The sequence below is a fragment of the Cupriavidus sp. 05L310 genome (assembly GCF_056398185.1).
Genome location: NZ_JBFTOX010000026.1, coordinates 41,631 through 61,495 on the forward strand (window position 1 = coordinate 41,631; position 19,865 = coordinate 61,495).

The 19,865-nt window shown below is 65.7% G+C and carries 19 protein-coding genes; 14 read left to right on the forward strand and 5 right to left on the reverse strand.

The window, feature by feature from the left end; genetic code table 11:
• Positions 1-95: 95 nt before the first annotated feature.
• Entirely contained in the window at positions 96-1,316 is a 1,221-nt protein-coding gene (locus tag AC1DS6_RS19540; protein ID WP_477102943.1) for an MFS transporter, read from the forward strand.
• Between the two features lie 104 nt (positions 1,317-1,420).
• Here the strand turns inward: AC1DS6_RS19540 and AC1DS6_RS19545 are convergent, their stop codons facing one another.
• The 3 genes from AC1DS6_RS19545 to AC1DS6_RS19555 all read right to left on the reverse strand — a co-directional run bounded on the left by AC1DS6_RS19545 (position 1,421) and on the right by AC1DS6_RS19555 (position 3,741).
• A complete protein-coding gene (locus tag AC1DS6_RS19545) occupies positions 1,421-2,485 on the reverse strand; it encodes a DJ-1/PfpI family protein (RefSeq protein ID WP_477102944.1) in 1,065 nt (354 codons plus the stop codon).
• Between the two features lie 231 nt (positions 2,486-2,716).
• Entirely contained in the window at positions 2,717-3,211 is a 495-nt protein-coding gene (locus tag AC1DS6_RS19550) for a ProQ/FINO family protein (protein WP_477102945.1), read from the reverse strand.
• A 38-nt stretch (positions 3,212-3,249) separates the two neighbouring features.
• Positions 3,250-3,741 carry a hypothetical protein gene (locus AC1DS6_RS19555; RefSeq protein WP_441626651.1) on the reverse strand — a complete coding sequence of 164 codons (492 nt, stop codon included), beginning with the start codon at positions 3,739-3,741 and terminating at the stop codon, positions 3,250-3,252.
• A 551-nt stretch (positions 3,742-4,292) separates the two neighbouring features.
• Here AC1DS6_RS19555 and AC1DS6_RS19560 point away from each other — a divergent pair.
• The 10 genes from AC1DS6_RS19560 (at position 4,293) to AC1DS6_RS19605 (ending at position 16,000) form a co-directional block, all read left to right on the forward strand.
• A complete protein-coding gene (locus tag AC1DS6_RS19560; protein WP_441626653.1) occupies positions 4,293-4,727 on the forward strand; it encodes a hypothetical protein in 435 nt (144 codons plus the stop codon).
• Positions 4,728-5,643: 916 nt separating this feature from the next.
• On the forward strand, positions 5,644-6,345 hold the full coding sequence (locus tag AC1DS6_RS19565) for an MgtC/SapB family protein (protein WP_441626776.1): 702 nt from the start codon (positions 5,644-5,646) through the stop codon (positions 6,343-6,345).
• A gap of 27 nt (positions 6,346-6,372) precedes the next feature.
• Positions 6,373-6,729, forward strand: a complete 357-nt coding sequence (locus AC1DS6_RS19570; protein WP_441626655.1) for a hypothetical protein — start codon at positions 6,373-6,375, stop codon at positions 6,727-6,729.
• Between the two features lie 424 nt (positions 6,730-7,153).
• The gene (locus AC1DS6_RS19575) at positions 7,154-8,320 is read left to right on the forward strand and encodes an efflux RND transporter periplasmic adaptor subunit (RefSeq protein WP_477102946.1); all 1,167 of its coding nucleotides are present in this window, start codon (positions 7,154-7,156) and stop codon (positions 8,318-8,320) included.
• A complete protein-coding gene (locus tag AC1DS6_RS19580; protein WP_477102947.1) occupies positions 8,313-11,453 on the forward strand; it encodes an efflux RND transporter permease subunit in 3,141 nt (1,046 codons plus the stop codon). Before AC1DS6_RS19575 ends, AC1DS6_RS19580 begins: the two co-directional genes overlap by 8 nt.
• 10 nt (positions 11,454-11,463) lie before the next feature.
• Complete coding sequence (locus AC1DS6_RS19585) at positions 11,464-12,834, forward strand: TolC family protein (protein ID WP_477102948.1); 1,371 nt, start codon at positions 11,464-11,466, stop codon at positions 12,832-12,834.
• Positions 12,835-12,904: 70 nt separating this feature from the next.
• Positions 12,905-13,324, forward strand: coding sequence for a hypothetical protein (locus tag AC1DS6_RS19590; protein WP_441626665.1), 420 nt, complete (start codon positions 12,905-12,907; stop codon positions 13,322-13,324).
• Between the two features lie 137 nt (positions 13,325-13,461).
• The gene (locus tag AC1DS6_RS19595; protein WP_045237533.1) at positions 13,462-13,737 is read left to right on the forward strand and encodes a plasmid mobilization protein; all 276 of its coding nucleotides are present in this window, start codon (positions 13,462-13,464) and stop codon (positions 13,735-13,737) included.
• On the forward strand, positions 13,737-13,928 hold the full coding sequence (locus tag AC1DS6_RS19600; RefSeq protein ID WP_477102949.1) for a hypothetical protein: 192 nt from the start codon (positions 13,737-13,739) through the stop codon (positions 13,926-13,928). The genes AC1DS6_RS19595 and AC1DS6_RS19600 overlap by 1 nt, the downstream gene beginning before the upstream one ends.
• 56 nt (positions 13,929-13,984) lie before the next feature.
• Positions 13,985-16,000 (forward strand): sensor histidine kinase, encoded by a 2,016-nt coding sequence (locus tag AC1DS6_RS19605; RefSeq protein ID WP_477102950.1) that lies wholly within the window; start codon positions 13,985-13,987, stop codon positions 15,998-16,000.
• Positions 16,001-16,030: 30 nt separating this feature from the next.
• Here the strand turns inward: AC1DS6_RS19605 and AC1DS6_RS19610 are convergent, their stop codons facing one another.
• Positions 16,031-16,216, reverse strand: a complete 186-nt coding sequence (locus tag AC1DS6_RS19610) for a YjfB family protein (RefSeq protein WP_441626672.1) — start codon at positions 16,214-16,216, stop codon at positions 16,031-16,033.
• Between the two features lie 33 nt (positions 16,217-16,249).
• On the opposite strand from AC1DS6_RS19610, the gene AC1DS6_RS19615 reads away from it, so the two are divergent.
• The gene (locus AC1DS6_RS19615; RefSeq protein WP_441626674.1) at positions 16,250-17,509 is read left to right on the forward strand and encodes a S1C family serine protease; all 1,260 of its coding nucleotides are present in this window, start codon (positions 16,250-16,252) and stop codon (positions 17,507-17,509) included.
• 229 nt (positions 17,510-17,738) lie between these two features.
• Entirely contained in the window at positions 17,739-18,950 is a 1,212-nt protein-coding gene (serA, locus tag AC1DS6_RS19620; protein WP_441626676.1) for a phosphoglycerate dehydrogenase, read from the forward strand.
• Positions 18,951-18,979: 29 nt separating this feature from the next.
• On the opposite strand, the gene AC1DS6_RS19625 is transcribed toward serA, so the two are convergent.
• Positions 18,980-19,246, reverse strand: a complete 267-nt coding sequence (locus tag AC1DS6_RS19625) for an H-NS family nucleoid-associated regulatory protein (RefSeq protein ID WP_441626778.1) — start codon at positions 19,244-19,246, stop codon at positions 18,980-18,982.
• Here AC1DS6_RS19625 and AC1DS6_RS19630 point away from each other — a divergent pair.
• A complete protein-coding gene (locus AC1DS6_RS19630; RefSeq protein WP_441626780.1) occupies positions 19,128-19,811 on the forward strand; it encodes a hypothetical protein in 684 nt (227 codons plus the stop codon). The genes AC1DS6_RS19625 and AC1DS6_RS19630 overlap by 119 nt on opposite strands.
• The last annotated feature ends 54 nt before the right edge of the window (positions 19,812-19,865 follow it).

Here is a 19,865-nt window from a genome sequence, read left to right on the forward strand (position 1 = left end):
CAGGACGACAATTACCGCTGCGCGCCCGCGACGCGCCATGGTCCGTTGCCTGAGGCTGCCGCTTTGACCGCCAAGATATTCCGCCCCGCCCCACCATGTCCTCGAACAGCACGACGCTCGCCGCCCCGGATTCCGGGGAGCATCGGCAAGGCAGCATCAGCCGGCGCATCGTCGCCATCGTCTTCTTTAACTTCATTGCCTATCTCGCCGTCGGCCTGCCGCTGGCGGTGGTGCCCGGCTTCGTGCATGGCGACCTCGGCTATGGCACGGTCGTGGCCGGGCTGGCGGTCAGCATCCAGTACCTGGCGACGCTGCTCAGCCGGGCTTACGCGGGAACCCTGTGCGACCTGCAAGGCCCCAAGAAATCCGTCACCCTCGGGCTCATGCTATGCGCCGGCAGCGGCCTGCTGGCGGTGTTGTCCGCCCTGTTCGTGCAAACCGGCTGGCTCAGCCTGGCCTGGCTGTTCGCCGGCCGGCTGGTGCTCGGCGCGGGCGAGAGCCTCGTCACCACCGGCACCATCGCCTGGGGCATCGGCGACGTGGGATCCCGCCACACCGGCAAGGTGATCTCGTGGAACGGCATGACAACCTACGGCGCGCTGGCGCTGGGCGCACCGGTTGGCGTGCTGCTCGACGCCCGCTGGGGCCTTGCCTCGCTGGGCATCGTCACCACCATCATGGCCGCCGGCGCGTTCGCGCTGGCACGCCGCAAGGCAGCCGTGCCTACGGTGAAAGGCGCGCGCATGCCGTTTCGCACCGTGTTCCGCCATATGACGCCCTTCGGCCTGTGCCTGGCACTGGGCTCGGTGGGCTTCGGCGCCATCACGGCCTTTGTCACGCTGTACTACGCCAGTCACGGCTGGGACCACGCCGCGCTGGCGTTGACCAGCCTGGGTGTGAGCTTCATCCTGGCGCGCCTGCTGCTGGCCGACAGCATCGGGCGCTTTGGCGGCTATCCGGTGGCGCTGTGCTCCTTTGCGGTGGAAGCCGCCGGGCTGGCGCTGATCTGGCTGGCGCAGGGGCCAGCCCAGGCGCTGGCGGGCGCGGCGGTCACCGGTTTTGGCTTTGCCCTGGTGTTCCCTTCGCTGGGCATGGAGGCGGTCAAGCTGGTGCCCCCGAGCAACCGCGGCTCGGCGCTCGGCGCCTATGCGCTCTTTCTCGATCTTTCACTTGGGCTGACCGGCCCGGTGGCGGGGGTGATTGCCAGCCATGCGGGTTATGGCTCGGTGTTCCTGTTCTCGGCCGTGGCGGCGCTGGGCGGGCTGGGCTTGAGCCAGGTGCTGGCGGCGCGGGCACGGGCACGGCTGACGGATTGAGGCGCGGGCGCGGATATGCCGGCCGAGTACTCCCACGGCAAACGACCACACGATCAACGCGCGACAACGCCGCCTCGACCACACGGTCACGGCGTGCTCACACCTCATTGACCGGGGTACTCCATCTGCAGGCTTATCCAGTCCGCGGTCCGTTGGCCAAAGCTGGCGGCGATGCGACCGAGCGCCTCGTCGAGCGCGCGCAGCGGGCGTTCGGTCCGGGGTGCCGCCAGCATGCGGCGCGGCGCATCGACGTTCGCCACGCGGTCCGGCACGATCGTGACTCCGCGTTTGGTGACGATGGGCTCCCGGTTCTTCGACACCGTATAGATGGTCGACCGGAACGTGGTCGCGAAGGCGTCCGCTTCAAGCACCAGCGCGATCTCGTCCACGCCGGGCGCAACTGGAATGCCGATGTCCTCGTGCGACCAGAACGAAACATAGTTGCGGGCAATCGTCAGCATGGCCGGCAGCCCCAGGTGGAATCGTTCGCTCGGGTGCCCGGACGACCAGCGCTCAATGCCGAGCGACCTCGCCAGCGCCACCGCCCGCTCGCGCCCCCCGATCGCCTCGACCAGCGCAAACGAGACCGGGATCGTGGCCGTGACACCGGTCGTGGTCACCACCTTGCGATCCGCGACATAGCGCTTGCCGCGCACCCATTTGGTCCCGGGATACGCCTTACGCAGGTCGTCGAACGAGTACCAGTGGCCCGTGGCATTGCGCCCCTCGAGCAACCCCGCGCGCGCCAGCACCCAGACGCCGTCGCAGACGCCCACCACCGTGGCACCCTTGCGCGCCTGCGCGGCCACCCACGCCAGCAGCTTCGGATCCTCGTCGCGATGGACCGCCGGCACGATCACATAGTCGGCGCCTTCCGGGAAGCGACGGTCGAAGTCGTCGGTCGTCGCCTGCGGCGTGATTGTTAGGCTCGCGGGGAACATGCGGACTGAGCCCGGCTGGGTTGCGAGCGCATGCACGTCGGCTGCGTTCGATGCGGACAGAATGCCATAGGGCACCACGTAGTCAGACAGTTCCGTGTAGTAGTTCTCCGCCACCACGGCTACGAGGGGCTTGGCGCGGCCGAAGCGCGGCTCGTACGCCGGCAGCCGGTCCGGTTGCGGCTCGACCGCCTGCGGCACACCAGCGGTCGGGCCAGCGACGGCAGGCATTCCGGACGCCGCCCCCCAAGCAGCCTGTTCGACTATCAGGACAGATATCAGCAACACGATGAATCTACGCATGCATTCCTCTAATCTTCGGAGTCAATGCCACGACCATGTCGCTCCATGCCATGGCAAGACAAAGCGGCTTCTTGCATGACGCGGGTTGGTGCTGGCGCAATATCCCGCACCAGTCCGGCCAGGCTATGCAGCCCAAGGGGCCTGATGGGCGTCGCCGGATCACGGCGTCTCCCCCGCTGCTTCTGGTTTTCCCTTGAAATGGCGGCCAGGCTTCGACCGCGCACTTCGCGCCTGTCCCTGCGGCCTTCGTGACGCCTGCCGTCGCGCGCGTACAGCTTGCTCCGCCGTCACCTTGCCCGCAAACTCTCCGTTCAGGTCCAGGCGCGGTGCATCCTCGACCAGGCACGCCCAATAGCGGCTTCCCCGGCACCAGGTGGCAATGGCCTGCGTCAACTGCTCGTGCGTGATACCCAAACGCTCCAGATGTTGGGCTGCGTCCCCGAGGATGCCTAGTTTGAGGGGCACCTTGGGCGCAGGGTTGACAGGAAAGACAAGCGGAAAATATTTCTGCAAACGCCGGATCGCCTCCACTACCGGTTCGACCGACTCGCGCGCCTTCCTGCGGGTGGTGGCGGCCTTCGGCTTGGCTGGCTTGGCTTGTTCGGCTTGCGCCCGCAGGCGATTGCGCAATTCGGCTAATTGTTCAAAACCCATTTTGCACTTCACTGAAGGTGGTTCATCTTGCCGCGAGGTTACCCGATCAACGCCAGAGCCGCATTCAGAATGGTCTGAACGCGTTTGAAAACACGGAGATAGAACATGCCGGATTGCCCGTGGCAGCTTGCTCCGTACTGGCCTATATCTGGAGCCTCGATAAATGGCAAGAAGCCTGCCCATGCCAATGAATACCATCTGGTCGCGCCACCGCCAAAACCGCAGCCTCCCACTACGTGAGCAATGATGACCTTGGTTAGGCGTACCTGCATGGGAAGTCGGTCAATGGCTTGGCGCGCATCCGCCCGCCTGGAATACAAGTGAGCCTGCTCCTGAAGCGGGAACACCGAAAGAGCACCCGCCGCGAATTGAGGTTCTAACATGGCCAGCATGGCCCGACGACCGCCGTCCAAGATAAATGGGGTCAACGGGTAGTCCAGCGCCGCAGAGCCATCCGAACGAATCTTGACTTTTCCCGCGCTCGCTTGCTCACGGAGACCATCGCACACGAGCGCGGCCACGACGTGCATATTTACAAGTACATGGCGGGGCCATTTTGGCCAAGTGCGAACGGTAGCGGCCCTTGATATAAAGGAATTTTATTTCAGAATTAAAATTATTGTGACGAAAAGTAGGATTAATTAGATGGATTTTACCGAGAAGGTAGAGTAATTTCGCCCGGCATTCGTCCTTGTTCTAATAAGGACTAGCGAGAGAAATCTTGGATTTCTTGGCGCGCAAGGAAGTCTTTCTCAAAGGGCTCGGCTTGGGGTTGTCTGGCCTGAATTCCTCTAGATCGATAGAGCACTAGACCAATGTCCGGAATTCGGGCACGTCCTTGTGGACAGTGACCTCCCTCTCCTTGCATGTGGCTTGTTCGCTTGCCTGGGCGACAGAAAGCATCAGAGGGCGAATCAAAGTTTTCACTCACAGGTCATGCACTACATTTAATCGGAGCATTTTGAATGCAACTCAGACTATTTCGCCTCTTATTTAGACTGCTTGATGCTATTTCATCCAGCCTGGCGGCGCGGCTCGCTGTCGCGGTGTTCTACGCGCCGCGCAAGTTTCCGGCGGCTAGATGGTGAATACCACGGTCTTCACCCCCGCAGGCGGCCTCTACCTGCTCCTGGGCGTCCTGTTGTTTTGCGCGGGGACGATGCTGGGCATCCCCCACGGGCTAACGAAGCGCAGCGGAGATGCCAAAAGAACTGAGCTTTGGCGCATTGCCCACCTCTCGACCTGCGTTGGGGGCGTATCGATCATTGCGCTCACGGTGGCGTTGGAAAGACTGTTTGCGGCCGCTGCGGTCTATACCCTGGCGCCCTTCTCTGCGGCCGCGTACAGCTTTTTCCTGGCCTGCACGCTCAGTGGATTGTTGAATAAGGCGTGGGATGACGATCGAACACAGGCCAGTGCTGCGCTCATCTACGGCCTGCAGATCTTTGCCTCTGCACTGTCGGTCGTTGCGGTAGGCGGCTTTTTTGCCACCTTATTTTTGAAAGTCGCGTCATGACAGCAACCAATTCCTCGGGTTTTCTGACGTACCCCGAGAACGTTGGCCATGAGTATCAGGATCTTCGTTGCTCCATCGAAGCTGATGCACTGACCTCCTTGCTGCTGCCAGCATTCGAGCTAGAGCCGTGTGTCGAGATCATCGTGCAACGGCAACTTTCGAGACCGTATCTACCTGGTGACAGAGCACGCGAGGAGCGACGGATACGAGAGCGATTTCCAAAGTTCATGGCGTTGTCATGCGCCCGGTTTCGAAGCGATGCTGCGCCCGACAAAACCGCGTCGCAGATTGAGCGGTTTGTGCGCGGACGTAGCGTTCCCCTTGAGTAGGTACCCTTGGCCGCCCCAGCGGATACCATCGCCGACCTGCTCACGATGCTCGACTCTGCCGTGGACACTTCCGGCCCACCGGTCGCGGAGAAAAATAGTCCCGCGTCGGCCGCGCCGGAGTTGGAGTTGGAGCCTGCCACGGCTACGCAAGCACCAGCATCGCCATTTTTTTCAATTTTCCAGTGCATTTTCGTACATGTCCGATTGATATTTGGACAAGTAACGTTCTTTCACCCATCAACCTCCGTCAATCGCGTGTAATCGTCGACTTTCGCTTGACCCATTCAATTCGCGCCGCTACAGTACGCGGGTTATTAATTCCAGGGCTTGCCCAGTGAGCACTTGTTCCGACGACAGTAGTCGATCCAGGATCGGCACCTCCGCCTGACCGGAGCACGGTACCCTCAGCGACCGTGCCCCGCTTGCGGCATGGTGCTATCGAGGCCGGACGTCCTGTCCCGCCTCTCTTCTTGAATACGGCTTCACTCTTCTGACCCCGCATGCGTTGCAGCTTGCCGCTGCCCGCGTTTGCCCGTGTCATTGACAAGACTCACCGGATCTTCCTGATTGTTACGGGAGTTCTTATGGTGTGGCACGAATTCGCCCTGCGCTTGCTTGAAGCGCTCGCGCTGGGCGCGTGTATCGGTACCGAACGGCAGTTGCGCCAGCGCATGGCGGGGCTGCGCACCAACGCGCTGGTAGCCGCCGGCGCGGCCTTGTTCGTATCGGTTTCCGCCTTTACCTTCGATCCGCAAGGCCATGCGCGCATTGCCGCGCAGGTCGTTTCCGGCATCGGCTTTCTCGGTGCCGGCGTGATCATGCGCGACGGCCTGAACGTGCGCGGCCTGAATACCGCCGCCACGCTGTGGTGCTCCGCCGCCGTGGGCGTGCTCGCCGGCCTTGGCCACGCCGCGGAGGCCGCGATCGGCACCGCCTGCATCCTTTGCGCCAATTTCGGCCTGCGCATGCTGGGCCAGCGCATCAACCGCGGCGGCACGTCCATCACCCCCGAAGTGGAGATGGTCTACCGCATCACCACGGTCTGCACCGCGCAGGAAGAAATCCGTGTGCGCGGCTTGCTGTTGCATGCGCTGACGGAAATGCCGGCCTTGCTGTTGCAGTCCCTGCACAGCGAGGACACCGCCGCTGGCGGGCACATCGAAGTCCGCGCCGATGTGCTGGCCGCGCCCGGCAATGAAGGCAAGCTGGAGCAGATCGTCAGCCGCATCAGCATGGAGAAGAGTGTTTCCCTCGTGCGCTGGGCCATTCCGGCCGGCGCGCTCGAATAACCCCAAGGAGATAGAAAGGAGCTGGATATGCGTTTGTTCAACTGGATGCTCCCCCAGACCACCAACCGCCGTACCCCCCAGGCAAGCCGCGGCGCAACCGCCCAGCTGTTCCAGGTGGTACTGCTTTGCAAGGACGACTATGGCGCGGGCCTGGAGCAGCAGATTCGCCGTGAACTGGCGTCGCGCGAGCTCTCGCTGCAACGCCTGCGCATGCGGCAATGCGAGCGGCGCGAACTGATCGAGATGCGCGTGCTGGTGCACTGCCAGCCCGGCGGCAGGCCCGGCATGGTCAGCCTGGTGCAACGACTGGGCCTGGAACCGCTGGTCCGCGCGGTGCGCTGGGAAACCGTTCCGCAGCCCGAGCGCGCGCTCGCCGCGGCCTGAGCCCCCGATCCACCGATCCAAACCGATTGCCGGAGGAAGAACATGGACCCCGACCCTTCTAGCAGGCGGCGCCGAAGGCATGGCGCGATCCCGTTGGCCTGATTCCGCTTCCTGCTCCCTGCCGGAACCGCGAAACCCACCACCCGGATCCGCCAGGCTCCCTTTGCGTGACGCGGCATCCTGACTGCCCGCGCGCGGGATCCACCCCTTCCTTCCGCGCTGCCACCCACCCGTAAGCAACACGGGCGATTTCGCCCATCACCGGCTACCTGCGCGGACTTGCCCTCCCGTAGCGCCGGGGATGCGTCACGCCTGTCGATTCCTGTCGTCCGCGGATCCCGCCTTGATGCGATCCCGGCGACGAAGCACCGGCAACAAGCGGCGCGCTTGCCCTGGCGGCGGCGCCCACCCGAGGAGAAAACCAATGCAAACGCCCACCACTCGCCAACGCTTGCTCCTGCGCCGGCCGCCAGGCCTTGCGCTCGCCGCCGCCTGCGCGGCCTGCATCGTACTGGCCGGCTGCGATGCCAACAGCCTGTTCGGCGCGCATGCCAACACGCCCAGGCAGAGTACCGAACCGGTGCGCGAGGGCAACTTCATCACGGTGCCCGAGGCATCGCCGCTGCGCACCCAGCTGCAGGTGCAGACCATTGTCGAGCAGGTGCTGGAGCGTCCCATCGAGGTGCCCGGCTCGATCGAGGCCGACGCCGCCAAGCTGGTCAAGATCGTACCGCCGCTGGCCGGGCGCATCGTCCGGCTGCACGCCGCGCTGGGCGATGTCGTGCGCAAGGGCGATCCTCTCTTTACGCTGGATTCCGCCGAACTGAGCGCGGCCCAGGGTGAGGCCGGCAAGGCGCGCGCCGCCTTGCTCGAAGCGAAGCTGAACCTGGATCGCCAGCGCACGCTGTTCGAGGCGGAGATCGTGGCGCGCAAGGACTACGAGCAAGCCCAGCTTGCCTACTCGCAGGCAAGCAGCGACGCCGAGACCACGGCGGCCCATCTCGCGCAACTTGGCGCCGCCGGCACCGCGCCGTCGCATCGCCAATACACCATGACGGCGCCGCTGGCGGGCCGCGTCATCGAACTCGAGGGCGCGCAGGGCGGCTTCTGGAACGACACCGGCGCACCGGTCATGACCGTGGCCGACCTGTCCACCGTCTATCTCGCGGCCAGCGTGTCCGAGAAAGATATCGCTTCGATTTTCGTCGGCCAGCCCGCCGAAATCCTGCTCAATGCCTACCCCGGCAAGCCCGTGACCGGCCAGGTCCGCTACATCGGCGAGATCCTCGACCCCGACACCCGCACCGTCAAGGTCCGCGTGGCGGTCGACAACAAGGACGGACGCTATCGCCCCGGCCTGTTCGCCAAGGTGATCTTCGCGGGCGAAAAGCATCCGGCGCTGCTGGTGCCGCCGGCGGCACTGCTGCAAAGCGGGCTCTACACCCGCGTGCTGGTGGAAAAGGCGCCCTTCCGCTTCGAGCCGCGCGTGGTCACCACGGGCGCGCATGCCGACGGGCAAGTCGAGATCCTCGCCGGGCTCAAGGCGGGCGAGCGCATCGTCGTGAAGAACGGAGTCCTCCTCCATGATTGACCGCCTCGTTACCCTATGTTTCGACCGGCGTGCCATCGTCTGGCTGGTCTTCGCGCTGGTGGCGCTGTATGGCGCCTATAGCTGGAAACAACTGCCCGTCGAGGCCTATCCGGACATCGCCGACGTCACGTCGCAGATCGTTACCCAGGTGCCAGGCCTGGGCGCGGAGGAAATCGAGCAACAGATCACCATCCCGCTGGAGCGCGCGCTGCTGGCCACGCCCGGCATGCATGTGCTGCGCACCCGCAGCCTGTTTGCGCTGTCGCTGATCACCGTGGTGTTCGAGGACGGCACGGACGGCTACTGGGCGCGCCAGCGTTTGCAGGAACGCCTGAACGAGGTGGACCTGCCTTATGACGCCAAACCCGGGCTAGACCCCTACACCTCGCCAACGGGCGAGTTCTACCGCTACACGCTGGAGTCCGACACGCGCGACCTGCGCGAACTGTCGGAGCTGCAGGCCTGGACCGTGATACCGCGCCTGAAGAAAGTCCGCGGCGTGGTCGACGTGACCAACTTCGGCGGGCTCACCACGCAGTTCATGCTGGAACTCGACCCCGCGCGGCTGACCCAGTACAACCTGACGCTGGCGCAGGTGACCGATGCGCTCAACGCCAACAACGTCAACGCCGGCGGCAGCGTCATCGACCGCGGCGAGCAATCCTACGTGGTGCGCGGCGTGGGCCTGCTGCGCTCGCTCGACGACATGGGCAACGTGGTGGTCACGAGCAAGGGCGGCACGCCCGTGCTGGTCAAGGACCTCGGCACGCTGCGCTATGGCAATGTGGAGCGGCGCGGCATCCTGGGCAAGGACGACAACCCCGACACGATCTCCGGCATCACCCTGCTGCTCAAGGATTTCAACGCCTCGCAAGCGCTTGAAGGCGTGCACGAAGCCGTGCGCGACCTCAACGACAACCTGCTGCCCAAGGACGTGAAGGTCGTAGCCTATCTCGACCGCACCTCGCTGATCGACGCCACCATGCGCACCGTGGGCTTCACGCTCACGGAAGGCATGCTGCTGGTCGGCGTGGTGCTGCTGCTGTTCCTCGGCAGCCCCCGCGCCGCGCTGATCGTGGCGCTGACGATCCCGCTGTCGCTGCTGATCGCCTTTGTCTTCATGTATCACCTGCGCATTCCGGCCAACCTGCTGAGCCTGGGCGCGATCGACTTCGGCATCCTGGTGGACGGGGCCGTGGTGCTGGTGGAGAACATCCTGCGCCGGCGCGAACAGGAAAAAGACCGCGTGCTGACGCCGCGCGACGCCATCGATGCCACCTTGCAGGTGGCGCGGCCCATGTTCTTCGGCATGCTGGTGATCGTGGCGGCCTACCTGCCCTTGTTCTCCTTCGAGCGCATCGAGTACAAGCTGTTCTCGCCCATGGCCTTCGCGGTTGGCGCGGCGCTGATCGGCGCGTTGATCGTGGCCCTTGCGCTGGTGCCCGGGCTGGCGTGGATCGCCATGCGCAAGCCGCGCCGCATCTTCCACAATCCCGTGCTGGAATGGCTGGCGATGCGCTACCGCGCCGCGCTGGAACGCGGCATCGGCCGGGTGCGCTGGGTGGCCGCGAGCTGCGCCGTGGCCCTGGCCTGCGTGCTGGCGCTTGGCGCCAGCATCGGCCGCGATTTCCTGCCCTACCTGGACGAAGGCTCCCTGTGGCTGCAGGTGCAGATGCCGCCTGGCATCACCCTGGAGCGCGCCTCCGCGATGGCCAGCGAACTGCGCCGGGTCACGCGAGAGTTCCCGGAAGTGTCCTACATGGTGACGCAGACGGGCCGCAACGACGACGGCACCGACTACTGGACGCCCTCGCATATCGAAGCCAGCGTCGGCCTGCATCCGTACAAGACCTGGGCCTCCGGCATGACCAAGCAGCAACTGATCGACAAGCTGGCGGCGCGCTACGCGCAGATGCCGGGCTACACGGTCGGCTTCATGCAGCCGATGATCGATGGTGTGCAGGACAAGCTCTCCGGCGCCCATAGCGACCTGGTGGTCAAGGTGTTCGGCGACGACCTTCGCGACGTGCGCCGCATTGCCGGTGAAGTCGCCACCTCGCTGCGCGGCGTGCCCGGCGCGGCCGACGTGGCGATCGACGTGGAACCGCCGCTGCCCAACCTGAAGATCGACCTGGACCGCGCCGCCGCCGCGCGCCACGGCATCAACGCGGCCGACGTGGCCGAGCTGATCTCCACCGGCATTGGCGGCTCGCCGGTCGGCCAGCTCTATGTGGGCGAAAAGAGCTACGACATGACGGTGCGTTTCCCGGCGGTGGTGCGCTCCAGCGCGGATAACATCGGCGGCCTGATGCTGACGGCGGCCAACGGCGCCAAGGTGCCGCTGGCGGAAGTCGCGCGCATCACCACCGTCTCCGGCGAAAGCGTGATCGTGCGCGAAATGGCGCGCCGCCACATCATCGTGCGCCTGAATGTGCGCGACCGCGACCTGTCCAGCTTCCTGAAGGAGGCGCAGCCCGCCATCGAACGCGCCGTGTCCTATGACCACAAGCGCAACCAGATCGAATGGGGCGGCCAGTTCGAGAACCTGGAACGTGCGCAGGCGCGGCTGGCCATCATCCTGCCAATGACGCTGGCGCTGATGTTCGTGCTGCTGTTCGCCGAGTTCCGCAACCTGCGCCAGCCGGCGCTGGTACTGCTGGCGGTGCCGCTGGCCACCATCGGCGGACTCGCGGCGCTGCATCTGCGCGGCATGACGCTGAATGTGTCCAGCGCGGTCGGGTTTATCGCCCTCTTTGGCGTGGCGGTGCTCAACGGCGTGCTGATGATCGCGCAGATCAACCGGCTGCGCGCGCAGGACGGCATGGGTCTGCGGCAAGCGGTGATCGAAGGCGCGGCGAGCCGCATGCGGCCGGTGCTGATGACCGCCACCGTCGCCGCCATCGGGCTGACGCCCGCGATGCTGGCGGTCGGGCTCGGCAGCGACGTGCAGCGCCCGCTGGCCACCGTGGTCGTGGGTGGTCTCTTTACGGCCACCTTGCTGACCCTGCTGTTGCTGCCTGCCCTTTACTACCTGGTGGAAGCACGCGCCGAGCGCGCGGCCCAACGTGCCGGGGATTTGGAAACCGATGCCGAAGGCAACGCACCGGCGGCCAGCGCCGCGGGCCAGGCCTGAGGAGAACCCAATGCAAATCAAGAACAAGATCCACAAGAACCTGCAAGCTGCCCCCGCCCTGCGCAACACCCTGCTCGCCACACTGGTGCTGGCGGCATCCGCATCCTGGGCGCAGGACACCACCGCCACCGCTGCGGCGGCGGCCAGTGCGCCGGTACGCTTCGCCACCTATCTCGACGCGGTGGAGCGCCAGAACATCGGCCTGTCGGCGCAGCAGGAAACCATCCGCAGCGCCGAGGCCGGGATCTCGATCGCCGGCGTGCGCCCGGATCCGGTGCTCAAGTACGGCCGTGGCGACATCGAGACAAGCAGTGCGGTGTCGGCCAAGCCGCCGCGCACCCATGAATTCGAAGTTGAGATCCCGATCGAACTGGGCGGCAAGCGCAGCGCGCGCATCCGTGCCGCCAGGAGCAACCTGCGCCTGACCGAGGCCAACCTGCAGGGCTTCAAGCACGCGCTCTACGCGGATTCCGCCACGGCCTTCGTCGAGGCCTGCCGCAGCCGCGAAGCCCTGGTCCGGCAGGAATCGACGCTGGCCGCGCTGGCCAATGTGGTGCGCGCCAATGAGATCCGCCGCAAGGCCGGCGACATCGGCGGACTGGAGCTATCGCAGTCGCGCGTGGAACGCGACCGCTTCGGCGTCGAAGTGAAATCCGCCCGCGCCGCGGCGCAGGCCGCCTTGCAGAAGCTGTCGGTCCAACTCGGCGTGCGCGTTGCCGAGGCCTTCGGCAACGCGCCGCTGGCATGTGAATTCCAGGCGTACGACCCCGGCACCGACACCGGGGCGCTGATTGCCCGGGCGATGGAAGCGCGTGACGAGGTCCGCATCGCCCGCGCCACGCTGGATCATGCCCGCGACAACGCGGGGGTGGCGCGCGCCAATCGCTGGGTGGATCCCAGCATTGGCTTCAGCCTGACCCTGACCCCCGGCGTGCGCGCCGGCATGAACGAGGAAGGCGAGCCCACCGGCGACGGCACGCCACGCTCGCGCATGGTCGGCGTATCGGTGTCGATTCCCCTGCCCTTGTCGCGGCTGCAGCGCGGCGAGCTGATCCAGGCCGAGTCGGAGGTCACACAGGCCATGCTGGGCTTGCGCGAGGCGGAACTGAAAACCGAGGTCGACGTGCGCAACGCCTTCACCACGTTCCAGGCAGCGCGGGAAAACCTGCAACGCTATCGCGAGTCGGTGATTTCCGATGCCGACCGGGTGCTCGAAGGCATGCGCCAGTCCTATCGCCACGGCTCGGCGTCGCTGCTGGAGCTGCTCGATGCGCAGCGCACCGCGGACGAAACCTACCTCGACTACCTCCAGGCCCAGGCGGACCTGGCGGCGGCCACCGTGGAACTGCAACTCTCCACCGGCCTGAGGCCGGCCCTTTGATGACACCGGCAGCACGAACGCCACGCATGGCACCGGCATTGCCCAATGCCATGCGTAACAGGAGAAAAACATGAAAGCAGCCAACCATGCCCCATTCCAGCGGTGGCGCCTGTATCGCCTGAGCGTGATCGCGCGGCTGGACGATGTGCCCGATGCGCGCCAGGCGATGCGCTGTGCCGTCAGCGACTGCGGCCAGTACCCGCTCAACGAGCGGCAATTTCCGCTCGGCCTGCCACCGTGCAAGTCCATGCTGAGCTTCGAGGTACGCATGCCGCAGCAGCGGGCCGCGCAACTCCTGGTTGCGCTGGAACGCGCGTTGGCACCGGTTCCCATCGTGCTGCTGCGCCTGGAGGTGATGGGCGGCCATGCCGAGGCGCCCCACACGGGACGCTTCCGGCGCGGGGCCGGGCTGGTTAACGGAGCGGCGGCTTTGCCAGCCGCGGCCACGCCGGCGGCGGAACGCCAGAAAGCGGAGCCCGTGGCGGGGTGAAACCGGGCCCGCCCCGCGCGTGGCTGCGCGCGATGGGCCATTTCCATAAGCGCCTTTTTAATCACAAAACGAACTTGACACGTATATACCCGACTCCTACCATGTACATACCATGTGCATGTACATTGGAGTCCGGAATGGCCACTGCAACTGAACGGATTGTCGTACAGGTTACGGCGAGCCAGAAGCGCGCAATCGCAAATACCGCCAAGCGGCTTGGCCTCAACGTGAGTGAGCTGATGCGGCAAGCCGCGCAAGGCTTTACTCCCGCGAACGATGAGGAAGACATCAACGCCCTGCTTGAGCGCGTCAACATTTCCACCAAGGAGGCGAATGAAGCGCTGGACGATGCATTGTCATTCGTCGCTGAGTCCAACAAGCGTATCGCCGCGATGTCGAAAGGGAAGGCGTAATGGGTGTGACAGACAAAGTGTGGGACGCGCTCACGACCGTCATCAAGATGAACGAAAAGGTTGTCTCGCTGGCCGGCACGGTGAAGGAACAGCAGACAAGGATCGAGGGCCTGACAGAGCGCGTCATCCGGCTCGAAGCGACGCTTGACCTTCTGCTGCGCGCCAATGATGTGAAGAAGATCAAGGGCTAGGAATATCCCTTGAACAGTCACTTTAACCACTGAGCCCTCGAAAAGTGGCAACCCTCATGCCGGCCAAGGATGCCCCGCATCGGGCGGAACCGGATCGCAGCCACATCGACGAGGCGAGCGCCGGCACGGATTGTCCCGCGCGCCTGCCCGGCAAGATGCGGTTCTCGCTGTGGCGCGCAGCATGGATAGCGTTGCTGCTGATATTGCCAGCCCTGCCGTGGCCCATCCGCGCCGCGCCACTCCCCAGTTCCCAGCTACAAATCATCGACCGGGCCACCATTGGCGCCGGAGACGGTACACCGGCCACAGTCCCCCTGCCCTATTACTGGGACCGCTCCCGTCCCGGCGAGAGCGGCGGCGCCCGTTTCAGCCTGCGCTTCCCCGACCTGCCCGGCCGGCAGGGCATGGCAGCGCTCTATCTGGAACGTGCCGCCAACAGCTACGAGGTACGGCTCAACGGCAGCCTGCTCGCCCATGCGGGCAGCCTGTCGGCCCCGGTTCCCTATGCCGGGCAGCATCCGTTGCTGATCCCGGTGCCGGCAGACCTGCTGTGCCCGGAGAACGAACTGCTTGTCACCATCGCCGCCAGCGCCAGTTCGCGCGGGGGCCTGTCGCGGGTGGAATTCGGCCCGCCAGCGCTATTGGAGGCGCACTACGAGCGAGCGCTCTGGTTCAAGGTCATGGGACCCGTGCTCATCGCCGCGGTCAGCGTGCTGCTGACTTGCCTGTCGGCGCTGGTGTGGTGGCGGCAGCGCGACCCCCTGTTCGGCCTATATGCCATTTCCGAGCTCGGGTGGTCATTCGGGCTGGTGGAGTATTTCATTGCCGACGATGCCGGCGCGCGCGACGCCTGGCTCGCCGCGGTGCTGGCCGGGCGCGCAGTCTTCATGTACGCGACCGCCAGGTTCGCCATCCTGGTGACAGGCCTGGAGACGGGCTGGCTGCGGCGGATGCTGCAACTCTACCTGACCATCAAGATCCCGCTGATCGCGCTGATGGTGGCGGCGCACAGCACCCGCGCCATGGTGCTGGCCAACGTCATCGTCAATGTCGTGATGGCGCTGTCGATCGTTGCCATGCTGCTCCGCGCCGCCGTGACGCGCCCGGAGCGCGAACGCGTGGCGATTGCCGCCGCCCTTGGCCTGACCCTGCTTGTCTCGATGCTGGACCTGCTTCATGTCTGGTGGATCGGCGACTACTACTGGGATTCCTCGGTCACCCGCTACGTGTCGCTGATATTCAGCCTGACGATGGGTTGGCTGCTGGTCGACCGCTATACGCGCGCCACGCGCGGGCTGGCCGCGCTGAACCGCAGACTGGACAGTGCGGTCTCCCGCAAGGAACAGGAACTGTATGACCTGTACCGCCATTCACGCGAGATGGAGCGGGAGCAGGCCGCCCTGGAAGAACGCGGCAGGATCATGCGCGACATCCATGACGGGCTCGGCAGCCAGCTGGTTGGCATCCTGTCGATGCTGCGCTCGGGCCGCGCCAGCGCGCAAATGCTGGAACAACAGCTGCAACATGCGCTCGACGCACTGAAACTGTCCGTCGACGCGCTGCAGGACACCGGCGGCGATCTCGCGACCGTACTCGGCAACCTGCGCTACCGGCTTGGTCCGCGCCTGGAAGCAGCGGGACTGCGGGTGGACTGGCAGGTGGAGCGCCTGCCAACGCTGGACGGCCTGACGCCGCAGCGGGTACGGGAACTCCACTACCTGCTGCTGGAGGTCTTCTCCAATGCCATGCGGCATTCCGGCGGCAGCGTCGTACGCGTTTGCGCGCACAAGGATGCCCGCCAAAACGCGCTGGTCATCGAGATCCACGACAATGGGCGCGGCTTCGCGCCGGAGGCGGCCACGCCTGGGAAGGGACTGGGTAATATGCGCCGGCGTGCCGAGACCATCGGGGCAATGCTGGATCTGCGCTCAGCGCCGGATGGCACGACCGTACGCCTGGTGTTCGCGCTGGCGCCGGAAGCCGAAAGCGGCAACGGCGAACCCTCCGCCGGACGGGGCCACGCCGCCGATCGCGCCGGGAACGGAGCGATCGGCGCGACGGACCGCGCCTGATCAGTGCCGACCTGGCGCGGCCACCTCATATCACACCTTGATGTCGATATTCTGGCCAAGATGAGGAGGATTGCTGGCGGGGACGCCGACTTGCGGCACCGATTGCAGCAGGGCTGCCGCGCTCTGCCCTTGCATGTCGAGCGACTTGCGCAGCATCAGCAAGGCCACCGGATCGGTACCCGCGCTGCTCGCAGAGCTAATGATTGAAGTGTCCATGAATGGGTCTTCCTGATTGTGGTTAAGGTTTGGTTGAAGCTGAAAATGGCATTGAAACCAGCAGGAAGGCAGACCTTCCTGCATCTTGTGTTGTCGGCCTCCAGCCTGAAACCTTTAGCGCGGCGGCCGCCTGGCATCCGGAGCGTTTATGATGAGCGGCCCGGCCGCAGTGGACGGGAACAACCGGAGAGCCCGCGCAGCGGCCGAATCCGGCGAAACCAGCTACCAGAATTAAACATCATGGGTCGGGCGGCAAGGATTGCGGGAAACCTCGCTATTTCGTGTTTGGCTTTTGGCGCGCTTGGCATCTCCCTGGATTGCCTGGCGCTGGATTCAGCCGAACTTTATGAACGGGAATCGCCAAGCATCTGGGTGGTTTCCGTCTACGACGCGCAAGGCGTGCGCTTCGGCATGGGCAGCTCGGTCGTGATCGGGCCCGAGGAACTGGTCACCAACTGCCATGTGCTCAAGGGTGGCAGGTCCGTCAGCATACGGCGCGAGAAGATCACGCATGCTGCCAGCCTGCTGCATGCCGATGCCGAGCGGGATCTCTGTATCCTGCGTGCCAAGGGCCTGACCGCCCCGGCCGTGAAGATCGCGCCGTTGTCCGCGCTCAAGGTCGGGCAGAAGGTCTATGCCATCGGCGCGCCGCGCGGCTATGAACTGACGCTCAGCGATGGCCTGCTCTCCTCCCTGAACAAGGATGAACGAGACCGCATCGTCCGCCTCCAGACCACCGCGCCGATCTCGCCCGGCTCCAGCGGCGGCGGGCTGTTCAATGCGCAAGGCCAACTCGTCGGCATCACCTACCTGATGCGGACCGACGCGCAAAATCTCAACTTCGCCATTCCCGCGCAGTGGATCGCCGAGGTGCCGGCGCGTTCCGCCCAGGCGCAGCAGTCCTCCCGGAACGAGATGGTTGCGATGGCTGTCCCCGCGACCACGGCGGCGTCCCCGCCACGCCCCGTTGCCGGCCCGCAGGGCAGGCCACTGACCGGCGCCGAGCTGGCGAGCCACTTTGCGCACCTCGGCCGGGTCGACGTCATCGCGCCCTCCGGCGCCACGCTCCGGATGCAAGTCCGGGAAAGTGGCAGCCTCGACGTCACCAATGCCCTCAGCCGAAGCTCGTCGCCGGGCCGTTATCGCGTCGATGTACAAGCGAACCAGGTCTGCCTGGACCTGGCCAACCCGAAGTTCAGCGCAATGCAGGCGTGCTATGGCGTGACCGAGGCCAACGGGCGCTTCGTCATGCGCTCCGCCTCAAGCCCCTTTTACTTCTCATACACGAAATAGCCGGGCGTGGGCCACGCCGCCTGCTGCCGGATTGGCATTGGCGGCAATGTGGGTGTTCGGCTGGCTTGCGCTGCGTGCGTTACCATGTCGGCGTACGTTTCGCATTGCGCATGCCTGCGCGCCGCCACTTGCGCAGGTTTTCAGCCCGGAGCCGCCGCGGCACGGGCTTGCGCTTCATCGCACCCTCGCTGCACCCACGCCGCGCCATCGCCGTCATCACCCAATCGCCATGACCTCCGCACTACTGCTTGAAAATATCCATGACACCGCCGTCGAGCGCTTCAAGGAAGCACAAGTCACAGTGGAACGCCGCGCCGGCGCTCTCGCCGGCGACGAACTCCATCGCGCTCCCGAAGGCCACCAGATCCTGGGCATCCGCTCGGCCACGCACCTGGGCGCCGCTGAAATCGAGGCTGCCAGGCACCTCATCGCGATCGGCTGCTTCTGCATCGGCACCTCGCAGGTAGACCTGGACGCCGCGGCCCGCGCCGGCATGCCGGTGTTCAACGCACCGTTCTCCAATACGCGCTCGGTGGCCGAACTGGTGATCGCCGAAGCAATCCTGCTGCTGCGCCGCGTTCCGGAGAAGAACACCCTGGCGCATGCCGGCAAGTGGGCAAAGGGCGCCACCGGATCGTTCGAGGCACGCGGCAAGACCATCGCCATCATCGGCTACGGCAATATCGGCTCGCAGGTTGGCGTGCTGGCCGAAGCCATGGGCATGCGCGTCGTGTACTACGATGTGCAGGCCAGGCTGTCGCTCGGTTCGGCGCGCGCGGCGCGCTCGCTGGCGGATGCGGTATCGCATGCCGACATCGTGACGCTGCATGTGCCGGCCACCGCGCAGACCAGGAAGATGATCGATGCGGAGGTGCTCGGCCAGTTCCGGCGTGGCGCTATCCTGATCAATGCCTCGCGCGGCACGGTGGTGGACATCGACGCGCTGCGCGCGGCGTGCGACGCGAACCACATCGCCGGCCTCGCGATCGACGTGTTCCCCGAGGAGCCCAAGACCAACGCGGACCGCTTCACCAGCCCGCTGCAAGGCGTGCCCAACGCGATCCTGACGCCGCATATCGGCGGCAGCACCGAAGAGGCGCAGGAGAATATCGGCACCGAAGTCGCCACCAAGCTGATCGCCTTCCTGCGGACCGGCGACACCGTCGGCGCGGTGAATTTCCCCGAGGTCAGCCCCGGCCCCCTGACGTCGCCGGCACGGCTGCTCAACGTGCACGGCAATGCGCCGGGCGCGCTTGCCGCGCTCAACACGCTGCTGGCGCGCGACGGGGTCAACATCGTGGCACAGCATCTGCAAACCAGTGGGCAGATGGGCTATGTGGTGACCGATCTGGACAAGGTCCCATCGCCGGAACTGATTGCCGCGCTGGACGCGGAACCGGCGTTTATCCGCTGCCGCACCCTGCTCAACCCGCAGGCCTGAACAACGGCGGCGGCAACCAGCCGCTGCCGTCAACTCACCCGGAAGTGCTCCACCGACTGGCCCGCGTTCACCGCGCGCAGCAGCCAGGCCGGCATGGGGCCTTCGCCATCCCAGACCTGTCCCTCGGCGTTGCGATAGCGGCGCGCGGGGGCGGCCGCAGGCGTCTGTGAAGCCGCAATGGCCGGCGCCGGTGCCGGCATCGCGCGTGCCGATGTTGCCGGAGCAGATGCCGGAGCCGGAGCCGCAACTGGCGCCCGTTTCACGATTGTTCCCGCTTTCGACGCGGGCACGGACATCGTCACCCGCGCCGGCAACGGCAACGGCAATGGCAACTGCACCGCTGCCGGGGCAGTTGCCAGCGCCGAAGCGGAAACAGGCGGCGTCACCGAATCTGCCACCGCCATCGCCACCGACGTTGAATCAGGCGCGGGCACGGGCGTTGCGGCGGCGATAGCCGCCGGCGCGGCTGCCGGCTGCGTTTGTACTGGCGCGGGATCCCGGGCCGGCCCGCGTTTGTGGGCTGCCACTCTGCGCGATGGCTTCGGCGCTACCGCCGGCGGTGCCGTCACGGGGCCGGCAGGCAAGAGCGCCGGCGGCAGCACCGGCTCCGCCACCACCGTGGCCGGGACGGGCGCGGCGGCCGGGGCCGGAGCCACCACCCCGTCGAAACAACCTGCCGCGTCAAGTTCGTCCATGGAGATGCCGAGCCGCTCTATCTGGACGCGAATCCAGACAATGGCAGCGACTTTTCTGACGTCGGCGGGAACTGAAGAAGGCATGGCGGAAGACACAATAGATGCGGGTAATGGGGGCGGGAAAATGGTCGAGGATGCGATGCTGGCCGCACACCGGTCATCCTGAAGCTCGCACATGATAGCCGAGCGCGGACTCCAGCCCCGCAACCCTCCAGATCAG

Coding starts and splice junctions, on each gene's coding strand:
- AC1DS6_RS19540 (WP_477102943.1), top strand. CDS start 96: ATGTCCTCGAACAGCACGACGCTCGCCGCCCCGGATTCCGGGGAGCAT.
- AC1DS6_RS19545 (WP_477102944.1), bottom strand. CDS start 2,485: ATGCCTGCCGTCGCTGGCCCGACCGCTGGTGTGCCGCAGGCGGTCGAG.
- AC1DS6_RS19550 (WP_477102945.1), bottom strand. CDS start 3,211: ATGGGTTTTGAACAATTAGCCGAATTGCGCAATCGCCTGCGGGCGCAA.
- AC1DS6_RS19555 (WP_441626651.1), bottom strand. CDS start 3,741: ATGCACGTCGTGGCCGCGCTCGTGTGCGATGGTCTCCGTGAGCAAGCG.
- AC1DS6_RS19560 (WP_441626653.1), top strand. CDS start 4,293: ATGGTGAATACCACGGTCTTCACCCCCGCAGGCGGCCTCTACCTGCTC.
- AC1DS6_RS19570 (WP_441626655.1), top strand. CDS start 6,373: ATGCGTTTGTTCAACTGGATGCTCCCCCAGACCACCAACCGCCGTACC.
- AC1DS6_RS19575 (WP_477102946.1), top strand. CDS start 7,154: ATGCAAACGCCCACCACTCGCCAACGCTTGCTCCTGCGCCGGCCGCCA.
- AC1DS6_RS19580 (WP_477102947.1), top strand. CDS start 8,313: ATGATTGACCGCCTCGTTACCCTATGTTTCGACCGGCGTGCCATCGTC.
- AC1DS6_RS19585 (WP_477102948.1), top strand. CDS start 11,464: ATGCAAATCAAGAACAAGATCCACAAGAACCTGCAAGCTGCCCCCGCC.
- AC1DS6_RS19590 (WP_441626665.1), top strand. CDS start 12,905: ATGAAAGCAGCCAACCATGCCCCATTCCAGCGGTGGCGCCTGTATCGC.
- AC1DS6_RS19595 (WP_045237533.1), top strand. CDS start 13,462: ATGGCCACTGCAACTGAACGGATTGTCGTACAGGTTACGGCGAGCCAG.
- AC1DS6_RS19600 (WP_477102949.1), top strand. CDS start 13,737: ATGGGTGTGACAGACAAAGTGTGGGACGCGCTCACGACCGTCATCAAG.
- AC1DS6_RS19605 (WP_477102950.1), top strand. CDS start 13,985: ATGCCGGCCAAGGATGCCCCGCATCGGGCGGAACCGGATCGCAGCCAC.
- AC1DS6_RS19610 (WP_441626672.1), bottom strand. CDS start 16,216: ATGGACACTTCAATCATTAGCTCTGCGAGCAGCGCGGGTACCGATCCG.
- serA (WP_441626676.1), top strand. CDS start 17,739: ATGACCTCCGCACTACTGCTTGAAAATATCCATGACACCGCCGTCGAG.
- AC1DS6_RS19630 (WP_441626780.1), top strand. CDS start 19,128: ATGGCCGGCGCCGGTGCCGGCATCGCGCGTGCCGATGTTGCCGGAGCA.
- AC1DS6_RS19625 (WP_441626778.1), bottom strand. CDS start 19,246: ATGTCCGTGCCCGCGTCGAAAGCGGGAACAATCGTGAAACGGGCGCCA.